The 15,258-nt window shown below is 65.7% G+C and carries 12 protein-coding genes and 1 riboswitch; of the genes, 5 read left to right on the forward strand and 7 right to left on the reverse strand.

Annotation, left to right across the window (positions count from 1 at the left end; genetic code table 11):
• Positions 1 to 11: 11 nt before the first annotated feature.
• Positions 12 to 461 (reverse strand): c-type cytochrome, encoded by a 450-nt coding sequence (locus D7325_RS06985; protein ID WP_120994830.1) that lies wholly within the window; start codon positions 459 to 461, stop codon positions 12 to 14.
• A gap of 67 nt (positions 462 to 528) precedes the next feature.
• Positions 529 to 960 carry a hypothetical protein gene (locus D7325_RS06990; protein ID WP_120994831.1) on the reverse strand — a complete coding sequence of 144 codons (432 nt, stop codon included), beginning with the start codon at positions 958 to 960 and terminating at the stop codon, positions 529 to 531.
• Positions 961 to 1,152: 192 nt separating this feature from the next.
• Positions 1,153 to 1,235: riboswitch (S-adenosyl-L-homocysteine riboswitch) on the forward strand.
• 24 nt (positions 1,236 to 1,259) lie between these two features.
• On the opposite strand from D7325_RS06990, the gene ahcY reads away from it, so the two are divergent.
• The 3 genes from ahcY to rhlE2 all read left to right on the forward strand — a co-directional run bounded on the left by ahcY (position 1,260) and on the right by rhlE2 (position 5,766).
• Positions 1,260 to 2,666 (forward strand): adenosylhomocysteinase, encoded by a 1,407-nt coding sequence (gene ahcY / locus D7325_RS06995; protein ID WP_120994832.1) that lies wholly within the window; start codon positions 1,260 to 1,262, stop codon positions 2,664 to 2,666.
• Between the two features lie 183 nt (positions 2,667 to 2,849).
• Entirely contained in the window at positions 2,850 to 3,704 is an 855-nt protein-coding gene (gene metF / locus D7325_RS07000; RefSeq protein ID WP_120994833.1) for a methylenetetrahydrofolate reductase [NAD(P)H], read from the forward strand.
• Between the two features lie 232 nt (positions 3,705 to 3,936).
• A complete protein-coding gene (rhlE2, locus tag D7325_RS07005; protein ID WP_120994834.1) occupies positions 3,937 to 5,766 on the forward strand; it encodes an RNA helicase RhlE2 in 1,830 nt (609 codons plus the stop codon).
• Between the two features lie 64 nt (positions 5,767 to 5,830).
• On the opposite strand, the gene D7325_RS07010 is transcribed toward rhlE2, so the two are convergent.
• From D7325_RS07010 to D7325_RS07030, 5 genes are all read right to left on the reverse strand, one after another.
• Positions 5,831 to 7,261: an efflux transporter outer membrane subunit gene (locus tag D7325_RS07010; protein ID WP_120994835.1), complete on the reverse strand. Its 1,431-nt coding sequence runs from the start codon at positions 7,259 to 7,261 to the stop codon at positions 5,831 to 5,833.
• Positions 7,258 to 10,395, reverse strand: coding sequence for an efflux RND transporter permease subunit (locus tag D7325_RS07015; protein ID WP_120994836.1), 3,138 nt, complete (start codon positions 10,393 to 10,395; stop codon positions 7,258 to 7,260). Before D7325_RS07015 ends, D7325_RS07010 begins: the two co-directional genes overlap by 4 nt.
• Before the next feature lie 8 nt (positions 10,396 to 10,403).
• Complete coding sequence (locus tag D7325_RS07020; protein WP_120995109.1) at positions 10,404 to 11,546, reverse strand: efflux RND transporter periplasmic adaptor subunit; 1,143 nt, start codon at positions 11,544 to 11,546, stop codon at positions 10,404 to 10,406.
• A 225-nt stretch (positions 11,547 to 11,771) separates the two neighbouring features.
• Complete coding sequence (locus D7325_RS07025; protein WP_120994837.1) at positions 11,772 to 12,347, reverse strand: YceI family protein; 576 nt, start codon at positions 12,345 to 12,347, stop codon at positions 11,772 to 11,774.
• Positions 12,348 to 12,362: 15 nt separating this feature from the next.
• Positions 12,363 to 12,917 (reverse strand): cytochrome b, encoded by a 555-nt coding sequence (locus D7325_RS07030; protein WP_120994838.1) that lies wholly within the window; start codon positions 12,915 to 12,917, stop codon positions 12,363 to 12,365.
• A gap of 157 nt (positions 12,918 to 13,074) precedes the next feature.
• On the opposite strand from D7325_RS07030, the gene D7325_RS07035 reads away from it, so the two are divergent.
• Together D7325_RS07035 and D7325_RS07040 are read left to right on the forward strand one after the other, a co-directional pair.
• Positions 13,075 to 14,481 carry an adenosylmethionine--8-amino-7-oxononanoate transaminase gene (locus tag D7325_RS07035; protein WP_120994839.1) on the forward strand — a complete coding sequence of 469 codons (1,407 nt, stop codon included), beginning with the start codon at positions 13,075 to 13,077 and terminating at the stop codon, positions 14,479 to 14,481.
• 55 nt (positions 14,482 to 14,536) lie between these two features.
• Positions 14,537 to 15,256: a 16S rRNA (uracil(1498)-N(3))-methyltransferase gene (locus tag D7325_RS07040; RefSeq protein ID WP_120994840.1), complete on the forward strand. Its 720-nt coding sequence runs from the start codon at positions 14,537 to 14,539 to the stop codon at positions 15,254 to 15,256.
• Positions 15,257 to 15,258 lie beyond the last annotated feature (2 nt).

The following is a 15,258-nucleotide window of genomic DNA, read 5'->3' on the forward strand; positions in this document are numbered from 1 at the left end:
GAACCCGACGGTCAGTAGACGCGGAATTCCTGATGGCAGGCTTCGCAGGCGTCCTCGACCTGCTGCATCGCCGGCGCGACCTGCTCGGGCGTCAGTGGCTTGGCTCGCGACACCTCGACCAGCCTGGCCGTGGCCTGCTCCAGTTCCCGCGCCAGGCTCTGGAAGCGCTCCTGGCGTTCCCATACCTCGTCGCGCGCGCTGGTACGTTCGTCGTCCTTGACCTCGGGGAAGTACTGCCAGGGTTGCCGGGACAGCTTGTCCAGACGGACCGCGCCTTGGGCGAAGGCTTCGCCGTCGAACTTCAGACGGCCGCGCAGCATGCCGCCCATGTCCTCGCTGGTCTGCATCATCTGTTCGAAAATCGCGGTGCGCTTGCCCAGGGGTGAGTTCGGATCGACGCGATCGCATGCCGCCAGCCCGAGTGTCGCCACCAGGGCCAGCATGGTCACCTTCAGTTTCATCGTCCTACCGCTTGCATCTACAGGAAGCGCGGATTATCCCGATGCGACGCGATCGGTACAAACGCACCTAGCGCCCCCACTCGCCTCCGGCCGACTCGCAATCGACCTTGGCCTGCGAGCGGTCGGAGGCTTCGTAGTAGTAGCTGACGATCTTCGCGTGCTCCGGCACCTGGCCATCGAACAGGTCCGTCGTGCCCTGGCTGCCGGTGGCGCGCGCGCTGGTCAACGTCTCGGGGGTCACCCCGGCCGTGCAGGTGGCGAAGTAACCGGCCGGGCAGCGCTCGCGTTCGTTACGCCGGGCGATGCGGACGTTGTCCACGTCCCGGCAGGCCCAATCGAGGGCCTGTTTGTCCTTCATCCCGACGAACTCGAAACACTGTTCGGTGATGACCGGCGGCGGTACCGAACCGGCGGACGCGGCGATGACATAACAGGAATCGGCGGCCGCAGGCAGGCTGAGCAACGCCAGCGGCAGCAGGGTGACTGGGGCAAGTCTCATGGGTCGGGTCTCCTGTGAAGCCTGTCGCCCGGCATCGTCTTTCACCGGACCCTCGGACAATTCGACGCAGGGCAGACGCGGGAGTTCGGACGCCTCCCGACGGGCGTTCGCAGCGAGGCTTGGGCGTTTCGGCACGCGCCGCTATACTCGCCGGGTTTCACGCGACCGACACCGCTCGGCCGCGCCCGCCACCCAGCCGAGGGGCGCTGCAGCAGGCTCGACCTGTCAGGCTCGACTGGGGCGTTTTCCGAACGCATCAACGGCGCCCATTCGCACACTACGAATGGAGAACTCATCCGATGAGCGCTGTCATCACGCCTGCCGGTTTCAACGACTTCAAGGTCGCCGACATTTCCCTGGCCGACTGGGGCCGCCGCGAGATCATCATCGCCGAATCCGAAATGCCGGCCCTGATGGGCCTGCGCCGCAAGTACGCCGCCGAGCAGCCGCTCAAGGGCGCGAAGATCCTCGGCTGCATCCACATGACCATCCAGACGGCGGTGCTGATCGAGACCCTGGTCGCGCTGGGCGCCGAAGTGCGCTGGTCTTCCTGCAACATCTTCTCCACCCAGGACCAGGCCGCCGCCGCCATCGCCGCGGCCGGCATCCCGGTGTTTGCTTGGAAGGGCGAGACCGAAGAAGAGTACGAGTGGTGCATCGAGCAGACCATCCTCAAGGACGGCCAGCCGTGGGACGCCAACATGGTGCTGGACGACGGCGGAGACCTGACCCAGATCCTGCACGACAAGTACTCGCAGGTGCTCGAGCGCGTGCATGGCGTGACCGAAGAGACGACCACCGGCGTGCACCGCCTGCAGGACATGCTGAAGAAAGGCACCCTCAAGATCCCGGCGATCAACGTCAACGACTCGGTCACCAAGAGCAAGAACGACAACAAGTACGGCTGCCGCCACAGCCTCAACGACGCCATCAAGCGCGCCACCGACCACCTGCTGTCCGGCAAGCAGGCGCTGGTGATCGGCTACGGCGACGTGGGCAAGGGCTCGGCCGCCTCGCTACGCCAGGAAGGCATGATCGTCAAGGTCAGCGAAGTGGACCCGATCTGCGCCATGCAGGCCTGCATGGACGGCTATGAGGTCGTCTCGCCCTACCTGAACGGCCAGAACGACGGCACCGACGCCAGCATCGACAAAGCGCTGCTCGGCAAGATCGACCTGATCGTCACCACCACCGGCAACGCCAACGTCTGCGACGCCGGCATGCTGAAGGCGCTGAAGAAGCGCGCCGTGGTCTGCAACATCGGCCACTTCGACAACGAGATCGACACCGCCTTCATGCGCCAGAACTGGGGCTGGGAAGAGGTCAAGCCGCAGGTGCACAAGATCCACCGCACCGGCAAGCAGGTCGATCCGGCCAACGACGACTACCTGATCCTGCTGGCCGAAGGCCGCCTGGTGAACCTGGGCAACGCCACCGGCCACCCGAGCCGGATCATGGACGGTTCCTTCGCCAACCAGGTGCTCGCCCAGATCCACCTGTACAACGAGAAGTTCGCCGACCTGCCGGTGGTCGAGAAGACCAAGAACGTCACCGTCATGGTCCTGCCGAAGAAGCTCGACGAGGAAGTCGCGCTGGAAATGGTCAAGGGCTTCGGCGGCGTCGTGACCAGGCTGACGCCCAAACAGGCCGAGTACATCGGTGTCGAGGTCGAAGGCCCGTTCAAGCCGGACAGCTATCGGTATTGATCCGCTGGGTGGAAAACGCGCGAAGCGCTTTTCCACTGCTGGACCCCGGTTGGTGGAAAAGGCCTCCGGTCGTTTTCCACCCTACGCATGAAAAGCCGTTGGAGCTGGAGGTTCGAAGCCTTCGGCTCTGACGATAAAAGGACGTCTCGGGCAGTACGCTGCCTGACAGCCCCTGGATTCGCCATGAGCCAAACTCAATCCCGCCCCTCGATCAGCTTCGAGTTCTTCCCCACCAAGACCGATGCCGGGCACGAAAAACTGCTGGCCACCGCGCGCCAGCTGGCTGAATACACGCCGGACTTCTTCTCCTGCACCTACGGTGCCGGTGGCTCGACCCGCGACCGCACGCTCAACACCGTGCTGCAGCTCGATGGCGAGGTGAAGGTGCCGACCGCACCGCACCTGTCCTGCGTCGGCGACAGCAAGGCCGAGCTGCGCGACCTGCTGAACACCTACAAGAATGCCGGCATCCGGCGGATCGTCGCCTTGCGCGGCGACCTGCCCTCCGGCATGGGCATGGCCAGCGGCGAGCTGCGCTATGCCAACGAGCTGGTGGACTTCATCCGTGCCGAGACGGGCGGACACTTCCACATCGAGATCGCCGCCTACCCGGAAATGCACCCGCAGGCACGCAACTTCGAGGACGACCTGAAGAACTTCGTCCGCAAGGCGCAGGCCGGAGCCAGCAGCGCCATCACCCAGTACTTCTTCAATGCCGACTGCTACTTCTACTTCGTCGAGCGTGTGCGCAAGCTGGGCGTGGAGATACCCGTGGTGCCCGGCATCATGCCGATCACCAACTACAGCAAGCTGGCGCGCTTCTCCGATGCCTGCGGCGCGGAAATCCCGCGCTGGGTCCGCAAGCAGCTCGAAGCCTATGGCGATGACATCGAGAGCATCCAGGCATTCGGTGAAGAGGTGATCAGCCGGATGTGCGAAAAGCTGCTCGCCGGCGGCGCGCCAGGGCTGCACTTCTACACGCTGAACCAGGCCGAGCCGAGTCTCGCGGTTTACCGCAACCTGCAGATCGCACGCTGACCGCATTGGCCGGCCTCGAATCGGGGCTGGCCAATGAACCCAGGACCTGCAACACTGTCGTACCCAATGCGGCGTTGACAGCCCCTGTTATACTCCGCGCTGCCGCCACGCTTACGTCCGGATGCCGACCACTCGGCAACACTGGACGGGACCGCACCCTTCGCTTTCGGGTCGCATGGTTCGAGCTTGGCTTGATCATCCCGGGCCACGCCCATACAAGACAGGATCACTCATGTCCTTTGCTTCCCTCGGTCTCTCCGAGGCTCTAGCCGGTGCCGTCGAGGCTGCTGGCTATGCCCAGCCTACGCCCGTGCAACAGCGGGCGATCCCCGCCGTGTTGCAAGGCCGCGACCTCATGGTCGCCGCCCAGACCGGCACCGGCAAAACCGGCGGCTTCGCCCTGCCGGTTCTCGAACTGCTGTTCCCCCAGGGCAGCCAGACCCGCACCCGCGCGCTCGTTGCGCGCCAACCGCGCGTGCTGGTCCTCACCCCGACCCGCGAACTGGCCGCTCAGGTCCATGACAGCTTCACGCTCTACGCCCGCGACCTGCCGCTCAAGAGCGCCTGCATCTTCGGCGGCGTCGGCATCAATCCCCAGGTCCAGGCGCTGGCCAAGGGCGTCGACGTCCTGGTCGCCTGCCCCGGCCGCCTGCTCGACCTGGCCGGCCAGGGCAGCGTCGATCTCTCCGCCGTCGAAATCCTCGTGCTCGACGAAGCCGACCGCATGCTCGACATGGGCTTCATCCACGACGTCAAGAAAGTCCTGGCGAAACTCCCCGCCAAGCGCCAGAACCTGCTGTTCTCGGCGACCTTCTCGCAAGACATCATTAACCTGGCCGGCAAGCTGCTGCATGATCCCGAGCGCATCGAGGTCACGCCGCCGAACACCACGGTCGAACGCATCGAGCAACGCGTGTTCCGCATCGCGGCGAGCCACAAGCGTGCGCTGCTGGCGCACCTGATCACCCAGGGCGCGTGGGAGCAGGTGCTGGTGTTCACCCGCACCAAGCACGGCGCCAACCGCCTCGCCGAGTACCTCGACAAGCACGGCCTGACCGCCGCCGCGATTCACGGCAACAAGAGCCAGAACGCGCGGACCAAGGCACTGGCCGACTTCAAGGCCAATCAGATCCGCGTGCTGGTCGCGACCGACATCGCTGCCCGCGGACTGGACATCGATCAGCTGCCGCATGTGGTCAACTTCGAGCTGCCCAATGTCGAGGAAGACTACGTCCACCGCATCGGTCGCACCGGGCGCGCCGGACGCAGCGGCGAAGCGATCTCGCTGGTCGCACCGGACGAAGAGAAGCTGCTCAAGGGCATCGAGCGCATGACCAAGCAGCAGATCCCGCAAGGCGACCTGCTGGGCTTCGATGTCAGCACGCTCGAGGCGGAGAAGCCCGAATCCCGCGAACCGCGGGAGCCCCGCAAGCCGCGTGGCGGGGATCGCAACAAGCCGACCCGCAAGGCAGCACCGGGCGAGAAGCCGGCGGCCCAGGCCGCGCCGGGCGAATCCGCCGAAGCCCCGCGCAATCGCCGCCGCCGTGGCGGTGGCCGCAGCAAAGGTGCCGAGGCCCAGCAGGCTGCCCAACCGGTGGCCCGCCCGCCACGCCTTCCGCAGGATCGTGATCCGGAGGTCTTTCTCGACGACGAGATCGATAACTTCGGTAACCGTGTCGACTACGTAAGCCCTTACGAAGGGAAGTCGCAGGGTCGTGGTCGTCGTGGCAATGCCGGCCGTCCGGGCGCATCAGCCGCCCAGCCAGCTAAGCCCCGCAGTGGAACAGCAGGCAAGGCCAAGCAGCCGGCCAAGCGCCAAGGCCCGCGTAACGGACAGAACCGCGCCGCCCAGCCGCGTCGGGGTAGTGCCGATTCGCTGGAACGCATGCAGGCCATGGAGTCTGGCCAGTTCGTTCCGACGGCCAACAAGCCGACGCGTCAGCCGGTGATCGTGCGCAAGGAGTCCAAGCTCGATCGCCTGCCGAGCCTGGAGCAGCTCGAGCAGTTGCCGACCTCCAAGCCTCGCGGCGAACGACCCGCATTGCTGACACGCAATCGCTGATCGCTTCGCCGTAACGAAGAAAGCCGCCCCAGGGCGGCTTTCTTCGTTTTCATCAAGGCATTGATCAATCGGCCGGCGCATCCGTCCGGACAGTTCGTGCCAGCGGCGTGCTCGCAACGTCCCAACCGCCGCCAAGCGCGGTGTAGAGGCCGACCGCCGTGGTGAGCTGGGCCAGCCGATCCGTGATCAGCTGCTGCTGGGCTTCGAACAGCTGACGCTGCGCATCCAGCAGCGTCAGGTAGCTTTCCACGCCCGTCCGGTAGCGCCGCTCCGCAAGGCGGTAGTACTCGGCGCTGGTCTCGGCCAGGTCCCGCTGCGCCGCGACCTGCTCGGCGTAGGTTTCGCGCGCGGCCAGGGCGTCGGCAACCTCGCGGAACGCCGTCTGAATGGCGCCCTCGTAGGCGGCGACCTGCGCGTTCTTGATCAGCCGCGCGTAGTCCAGGTTCGCCCGCAGTTGGCCTGCCGTGAAGATCGGAACGCTGATCGACGGCGCGAAACTCCAGTACCCCGAGCCCCCGTCGAACAGACCGGACAACTCGGCGCTGGCGCTGCCGGCGGCGCCTGTCAGGCTGATGCTGGGGAAGAACGCGGCCCGCGCCGCACCGATGTTGGCATTGGCGGCGAGCAGTTCATGCTCGGCTTGCAGGATGTCGGGGCGCTTGTACAGCAGGTCCGACGGCAGACCGACCGGCAGCTCGGCCAGGAGGTTCTCGCCCAGTTCGGCAGGCTGCAGGTCGGAGCCGATTGGTGCGCCGACCAGCTGGACCAGGGCATTGCGATCCTGCAGCACCTGGCGCCGATAGCGCGCCAGCGCGACCCGCGCGCTTTCCACTGCGCTGCGCGCCTGCTGAAGCTCGAGCGCCGAGGCGACGCCCACATCGAACGAGCGCTGGGTCAGCGCCAGGCTTTTCTCGTAGGTTTCGAGCGTATCGCGCGTCAGGCCCAGCAGCGCCTGATCGGCCTGGAGCGTCAGCCAGGCATTGGCGACGCTGGCGATGAGGCTCAGCCGGGTCGCATAGCGTGCGGCATCGGAGGCGAAGTACTGCTGCAAGGCTTGTTCGCGCAGGCTGTCGAGTCGACCGAACAGATCGAGCTCCCAGGAAACGCCCAGCGTGGCACTGTACTGGCTGCCGATCACCGGCTCGCCGGTCCGGGTCAGATCGCCCGGCGTACGCGTCCGCTGGCCGCTGCCATCGGCACTGACGAAGGGGAACAGCTCGGCTCGCTGGACCCGATACAGGGCACGGTAGGCCTCGACGTTCAGGGCCGCGACGCGCAGGTCGCGGTTGTTTTCCAGCGCGAGGCCAACCACCCGCTGCAAGGCCGGGTCGCGGAAGAATTCGCGCCAGCCCAGCTCCATCGGCTGGGTCTGTGCGCCGGCCTCGGCTGTACGCCATTGATCATCGATCGGCGCCGCCGGGCGCTCATAGTCCGGGATCAGCGAGCAGCCGCTCAAAACGCCCAGCAAGGCCAGGCTCAACAAGGTTTTGTTCATGCGTGCCCGTTCTCCTTGCGATCCGCGTTGCGTTTGCGACGGTCGAAGAACTCGCCAATCGCGACGTAGAACAACGGAATCCAGAAAATCGCCAGAATGGCCGCCGAGAGCATGCCCCCGATCACGCCGGTACCGATCGCCTGCTTGCTGCCGGCGCCCGCGCCGGTGGCGATGGCCAGCGGCAGCACACCGAGAATGAACGCCAGCGACGTCATCACGATCGGCCGCAGACGCATGCGGCTGGCCTCCAGCGCGGCCTCCTTGAAGCTCTTGCCCTGCTCGTGGAGCGACTTGGCGAACTCGACGATGAGGATCGCGTTACGGGCCGACAGACCGATCGTGGTGATCAGGCCGACCTGGAAGAACACATCGTTCGACAGCCCGCGCAGCAGGGTGAACACCACCGCACCGATCACCCCGAGCGGCACGACGAGCATCACCGCGAACGGAATCGACCAACTCTCGTACAGCGCCGCCAGGCACAGGAACACCACCAGCAGGGACAAGGCGTAGAGCGCCGTGGTCTGCGAGCCGGCCAGCCGCTCCTCGTAGGATTGGCCGGTCCAGGAGAAGCCGATGCCTTCGGGCAATTGCTCGGCGATACGGGCGATCTCGTTCATCGCCTCGCCCGAGCTATAGCCCGGCGCCGGCTCGCCGAGCATCTCGACGGCGTTCACGCCATTGAAGCGCGTGAGTTTCGGCGAGCCGTAGACCCACTCGCCGGACGCGAAGGCATCGAAGGGCACCATTTCCCCGGCGTCGTTGCGCACGTACCAGCGCGACAGGTCTTCCGGGTTCATGCGGGCCTGGGCCTCGCCCTGGATGTAGACCCGCTTGACCCGCCCGTCATCGATGAAGTCGTTGACATAGGCAGAGCCCCAGGCGATCGACATCGTTTCGTTGATGGCGGCCAGCGAGACGCCGAGGGCCCGCGCCTTTTCGTCATCGATGGTGATCTTGTACTGCGGCTCGTCCACCAGGCTGTTGGCCCGCACCCGCGTCAGCACCGGGCTCTGGTTGGCCAGTTTCAGGAACTGGTCGCGGGCCTGTTGCAGCACGGCCTGGCCGACACCGGCCCGGTCCTGCAGGTAGAGGTTGAAGCCGGTCGCGTTGCCCAGCTCCATGACCGCCGGCGGGGCGAAGGCGAAGACCATCGCATCACGCAGGCTGGCGAAGTGCTGCTGTGCCCGCTGGGCCAGCGCGAAGACGCTCGAACCTTCTTCGGTGCGCTCGCCCCAGGGTTTGAGGCTGATGAAGGCGATACCGGAGTTCTGCCCGCGACCCGCGAAGCTGAAGCCAGTGACGGTGAACACCGAATTGACCACCTCGGCCTCTTCGGTCAGCAGGTACTCACGCATCTTGTCCATCGTCTGCTGGGTGCGCTCGGCGGTCGAGCCGGGCGGCGTCATCACCTGAACGAACAGCACGCCCTGATCTTCCTCAGGCAGGAACGCTGTCGGCACGCGGCTGAACAGCAGCGCCATCACGCCGACAATCAGCGCATAGAGCAGCAGGAACGGCAGCTTGCGGCGCAGAATCGCAGCCACGCCGCGCTCGTATCCATTCACGCTGCGCTCGAACGTGCGGTTGAACCAGCCGAAGAAGCCGCGGCTGGCGTGATGCTCACCCTTGGCGATCGGCTTGAGCAGGGTCGCGCAGAGCGCCGGCGTGAAGATCAGCGCGACCAGCACCGACAGCACCATCGCCGATACGATCGTGATGGAGAACTGGCGATAGATCACGCCGGTCGAGCCACCGAAGAACGCCATCGGCAGCAGCACCGCCGACAGCACCACGCCGATACCGACGAGCGCGCCCTGAATCTGCCCCATCGACTTGCGCGTGGCCTCGCGCGGGGAAAGGCCTTCCTCGCGCATCACCCGCTCGACGTTTTCCACCACCACGATCGCGTCGTCCACCAGCAGGCCGATCGCCAACACCATCGCGAACATGGTCAGGGTGTTGATGCTGTAGCCGAACACCGCGAGGACGCCGAAGGTTCCGAGCAGCACCACCGGTACCGCCAGCGTCGGAATCAGCGTGGCGCGGAAGTTCTGCAGGAACAGGTACATCACCAGGAAGACCAGCACGAAGGCTTCGATCAGCGTATGGACGACGCCTTCGATCGAGGCCGAGATCACCGGCGTGGTGTCGTACGGATAGACCACCTCGACGCCCGCCGGGAAGAACGGCTCGAGTTCGGCGATCGTCTGCCTGACCCCCTCGACCGTGCTGAGGGCGTTCGCGCCGGTGGCGAGCTTCAGCGCGATACCCGTCGCCGGCTTGCCGTTGTACATGGCGCTGATGCTGTAGTTCTCGGCACCGAGCTCGACTCGCGCGACATCCCCGAGCCGGACCTGGGAGCCGTCCGACTGGACCTTCAGCAGGATCTGGCGGAACTGCTCGGGGTCCTGCAAACGGGTCTTGCCGATGATGGTCGCGTTCAGCTGCTGTCCCTCGACCGCCGGCAAGCCGCCAAGCTGGCCTGTCGAGACCTGTACGTTCTGCGCCTGGATCGCGTCGCGGACGTCGCTCGGCGTCAACTGGTAGCGCTGCAGCTTGGAGGGGTCGAGCCAGATGCGCATCGCGTACTGGGCACCGAAGACCTGGAAGTCGCCGACCCCCTTGGTCCGCGAAAGCGGATCTTGCAGGTTGGCCACCGCGTAGTCGGCAAGGTCGCTCTGGTTCAGCGAACCATCGGTCGACACCAGACCGATCACGATCAGGAAGTTCTTCACCGCCTTGGTGACGCGGATCCCCTGCTGCTGCACCTCTTGCGGCAACAGAGGCGTGGCGAGTTGCAGCTTGTTCTGGACCTGGACCTGCGCGATGTCGGGGTCGGTGCCCTGCTCGAAGGTCACCGTGATCGACATGCTGCCGTCGGAGTTGCTCTCCGAGGAGATGTAGCGCAAGCCGTCCAGGCCATTGAGCTGCTGCTCGATGACCTGCACGACGGTGTCCTGCACGGTTTGTGCGGAGGCACCCGGATAGCGCACGGAGATGCCGACGGCCGGCGCGGCGATGCTCGGGTACTGGTTGATCGGCAGCTTGAGGATGGACAGCCCACCCGCCAGCATGATCACCAGGGCGATGACCCAGGCGAAGATCGGTCTGTCGATGAAAAACTTGGACATGCTGAACCTCAGCCCTGGCGGGCCTGGACCGCCGGCGTCTGCTCGCCGACGTTGGTGGCCGGCACGGCCTCGACCGCCATGCCGGGCTGGATGAACTGCAAGCCCTCGGTGATCAGCCGATCACCCGGCTCGAGGCCCTCGCCAATCAGCCAGCGGTTGCCGACCGCGCGTTCGGTCTTGACCTGCCGCACCTCGACCTTGCCTTCGTCGTTGACGACCATGGCCGTCGCCTCGCCTTTCGGGTTGCGCGTGATGCCCTGCTGCGGCGCGAGAACCGCCTCGGCCTTGACGCCCGCCACCAGCCGCGCGTGAACGAACATGCCCGGCAGCAGCATGCGCTCGGGATTGGGGAATACCGCCCGCAAGGTCACCGAACCGGTGCCGGTGTCGACCGCCAGCTCGGTGAATTCCAGCGTGCCCTGCTGGCCGAAGGTGGTGCCGTCCTCGAGCACCAGCTCGACCTTGGCGGCGTTCTCGCCGACGCGCTGGAGGCGCCCGGCTTCCAGGTCCTGACGCAGGGTCAGCAGGTCGCGCACCGGCTGGGTCACGTCGACGTAGATCGGATCGAGCTGGCGGATGGTCGCCAGCTCCTGCGCCTGGCCGATGCTGACCAGCGCGCCCTCGCTGACCGCGGAACGGCCGATGCGACCGGAAATCGGCGCCAGCACCTTGGTGTAGCGCAGGTTGATCTCGGCGCGATCCAGCTCGGCCTGGGCCTGCAGGGTCGCCGCGCGGGCTTCGTCATACGCCTGCTGGCTGACCGCCTGCTCCTTGACCAGCAGCGCGTACCGATCGGACAGCGACTTGGCCGACGCCAGCTGCGCTTTCGCGCTGGCGAACGTCGCCTCGTAGACGGACGGGTCGATCTGGTAGAGCTGTTGCCCCGCCTTGACTTCGCTGCCCTCGGTGAAAAGACGCTTCTGGATGATGCCGTCGACCTGCGGCCGGACCTCGGCCACGCGGTACGCGACGGTGCGTCCGGGCAGCTCGACGGTGAGTTCGAAGGGTTCGGATTCCAGCGTGACGACGCCGACCTTGGGCGTCTGCGGAGCCGCTGGCGGGGCTTCGGCTTGCTGCTGTTCGCAGCCGCTGAGCAGGAATGCGGTGGCAACGAGCGAGATCAGAGCAGCACCGATTGACTTGGCTGGCATGAACACGACACCTCTGGAAACGGATCGAGCCCGGCGCGAGAAGCCGAGCAATGCGGTCGGAATGAACAGTGGCGGGAATATACTTACATTCACTTTTGTTTGTAAATCGCCGGATCGGTCTGCTGCGGGCCTTCCACGGCCGTTTACCGAACATTTACCGCCTCGCGGGACCGAAAAGCAGAACGCCGGCATAGGCCGGCGTTCGACGAGCAGTGGCCCAACGGCTTACTGACGCACGCCCTCGACGGACAGGATCAGCTCGACGCTCTCGGCAGCAGGGCCCAGATCGCGGGTGATACCGAAGTCGTCCAGGCGAAGCGTGGTGCTGCCTTCGAAGCCGGCGCGGTAGCCGCCCCAAGGATCCTTGCCTTCGCCGAGCAGGCGGGCCGAGATCACGACCGGCTTGGTGATTCCGTTCAGCGTTAGGTTGCCGGTGATGTCGGCGGTGTTCTCGCCGGTCGACTCGATGGCAGTCGACTCGAAGGTGGCGGTGGGATGATCGTCGACATTGAGAAACTCGTCGCCGCGCAGGTGCTTGTCGCGCTCGGCGTGATTGGTGTCGACGCTCGCCGTATCGATCGTCACCTTGACCTTGCCGCTCTCAGGCTGCTGCGCATCGAAGGAAAAGCTGCCTTCGAAATCGCGGAAAGTCCCGTACAGCCAGCTGTAGCCGAGGTGGCTGATCTTGAAATTGACGAACGCGTGCTGGCCCTTGGTATCGATCACGTAGTCCGCAGCCAGTGCCTGGCCTGCCAGTAGCGCCGTGCCGAGGCCGAGCGCAGCGATTGTCTTCTTGAGCATGGTGTTCTCCTGTGGTCAGTTGCGTTCGCGGCCGAGCATGCGCACCAGCGTGGCATCCCGGTCGATGAAATGGTGCTTGAGCGCGGCGAGCGCATGCAGGCCGGAGAGGATCACCAGCGCCCAGGCGAGGTATTCATGCAGCAGCCCGGCGATGTCTTCCTGGCGCGGTATCGACGTGATCAGCGCCGGCACCTCGAACCAGCCGAACACCGGGATCGGCCGCCCTTCGGCGGTCGAAATCAGATAACCGGCGATCATCACGCCAAACAGGGCGAGGTACAGCGCCGCATGCCCGAAGCGGGTGGCGAGCCGGGTGGCGCGCCCGTGGGTGGGCAGCACGTGCGGTGCGGGCGAATAGAGGCGCCAGAGCACGCGAAGCAGCATCAGGCCCAGCAGCAACAGACCGACACTTTTGTGAATGTCCGGGGCCGTCTGGTACCAGGGGCTGTAATAGTCCAGTCCACGCATCCACAGCCCGAGCCCGAATAACCCGAACACGGCAACCGCCACGATCCAGTGCATGCCGATGGTGATCAGTCCGTAACCGTTCGGAGAGTTGCGCAGGCGCATCGGAGGGTCTCGCAGCCAAATGAGCGACAAGCCTAGCGGCAAACCCATCGATGAATAATGAAATTTTTCGCTCGGAACCATCGGCGCACCGGATAGAACGAGCCCCTCGGCCCATCTGGTAGGCTTCGCGCTCGGCCGGACGAAGGAGTAACCAACGATGAGCCTGAATCGCCAATGGACCGATCGGGACCTGGCGGTGCTGTGGCACCCCTGCACCCAGATGAAGGACCACGAGCGCCTGCCGCTGATTCCGATCCGCCGGGGCGAAGGCGTCTGGCTGGAGGACTTCGACGGCAACCGGTACATCGACGCCGTCAGCTCCTGGTGGGTCAATGTGTTCGGCCATGCCAACCCTCGCATCGGCCAGCGCATCAAGGAGCAGGTCGATCAGCTGGAGCACGTCATCCTCGCCGGCTTCAGCCATGCGCCGGTGGTCGAGCTCTCCGAACGACTGGTGAAGCTGACGCCTGCCGGGCTCGACCGGGTGTTCTACGCGGACAACGGCTCGTCGTGCATCGAAGTCGCGCTGAAGATGAGCTTTCACTACTGGCGCAATCTCGGGCGCAGCGACAAGCGACGCTTCGTCACGCTGACCAACAGCTACCACGGCGAGACCGTCGCGGCGATGTCCGTCGGCGATGTCTCGCTGTTCACCGAAACCTACCGGCCGCTGCTGCTCGACACGCTGAAGGTACCCAGTCCCGATTGCTTCCTGCGCCCGGACGGCATGACCTGGGAGGACCATTCACGCGCCATGTTCGCGGCCATGGAGCAGACCCTCGCCGAGCACCACCACGAGGTCGCCGCGGTAATCGTCGAGCCGTTGATCCAGGGCGCCGGTGGCATGCGCATGTACCACCCGATCTATCTGAAGCTGCTGCGCGAAGCCTGCGATCGCTACGAGGTGCATCTGATCCACGATGAGATCGCCGTGGGCTTCGGCCGTACCGGCACGCTGTTCGCCTGCGAGCAGGCCGGCATCACGCCCGACTTCCTGTGCCTCTCCAAAGCCCTGACCGGCGGCTACCTGCCGCTCGCCGCCTGCCTGACCACCGAGCGGGTCTACCAGGCCTTCTACGATGACTACTCGACGCTGCGCGCGTTTCTACATTCGCACAGCTACACCGGCAATCCACTGGCCTGCGCCGCCGCGCTGGCAACGCTCGATATCTTCGAACAGGACGGGGTGATCGAGGCCAATCGCGCGCTGGCCGCACGCATGGCAAGCTCCACCGCCCACCTGGCCGATCATCCGCATGTCGGCGAGGTGCGCCAGACCGGTATGACCCTTGCGATCGAGATGGTCCGGGAACGCGCCGGAAAGACCTCCTACCCGTGGCAGGAGCGTCGCGGCCTGAAGGTTTACGAACACGCCCTTGGCCGCGGCGCGTTGCTGCGTCCACTCGGCAGCGTGGTGTACCTGCTGCCTCCCTATGTCATCACCCCGGAGCAGATCGACCTCCTGGCCGAGATCGCCACTGAGGGCATCGACCTTGCCACGCGCGAGGCAGTCAGCGTCAGCGTGGATCTGGATCTGCATCCGGGCCATCGCGATCCGGGCTGACCGGCGCGCGAATAAACTGGCAGGCTACGCGATCGAACCGGACAACGACCCGACCATGCGACTTTCCCGATTCTTCATCGACACACCATTGGCCAGCGGCGAGCTGGCCTTACCCGACGCGCAGGCCCACTACATCGCTCGGGTGCTGCGCCTCTCGTCAGGCGATCGTCTGCAGCTCTTCGACGGCTCGGGACGGGAAGCGCTCGCCACGCTCATCGAGGTCGGCAAGCGCCAGGTCCGGGTGTCGATCGAGACCCTGTTCGACGGCCAACCCGAATCACCGCTGGCCATCCACCTCGGCCAGGGCCTGTCGCGCGGCGAGCGCATGGATTGGGCGATCCAGAAGGCCACCGAGCTCGGCGCCAGGGAGATCACGCCACTGCTGACCGAGCGCTGCGAGGTTCGCCTGAGCGACGAACGCGCCGACAAGCGCGTGGCGCATTGGCGCCAGATCGCAATCAGCGCAGCGGAACAGTGCGGACGCTCGGTGCTGCCGGTCATTCACGCGCCACAGCCGCTGGACCAATGGCTACAGGGCGCCGATGCGGACTTGAAACTGGTGCTGCATCCGGTTGCGTCGCCGCTGGCAGAGCATCCGGCGCCCGCGCGCCTGGCCCTCGTCATCGGCCCGGAAGGCGGCTTGAGCGAAGCCGAAATCAGCGCCGCGCAGCAGGCTGGCTTCCAGTCGGTCCGGCTTGGGCCGAGGGTGCTGCGCACCGAAACGGCGCCGGTCGTCGCGCTGAGCCTGCTTCAGTACCTGTGGGGCGATCTGTAGCG

It is taken from the genome of Stutzerimonas urumqiensis, from assembly GCF_003640395.1.
In the GTDB taxonomy this organism is placed as follows: Bacteria; Pseudomonadota; Gammaproteobacteria; order Pseudomonadales; family Pseudomonadaceae; genus Stutzerimonas; species Stutzerimonas urumqiensis.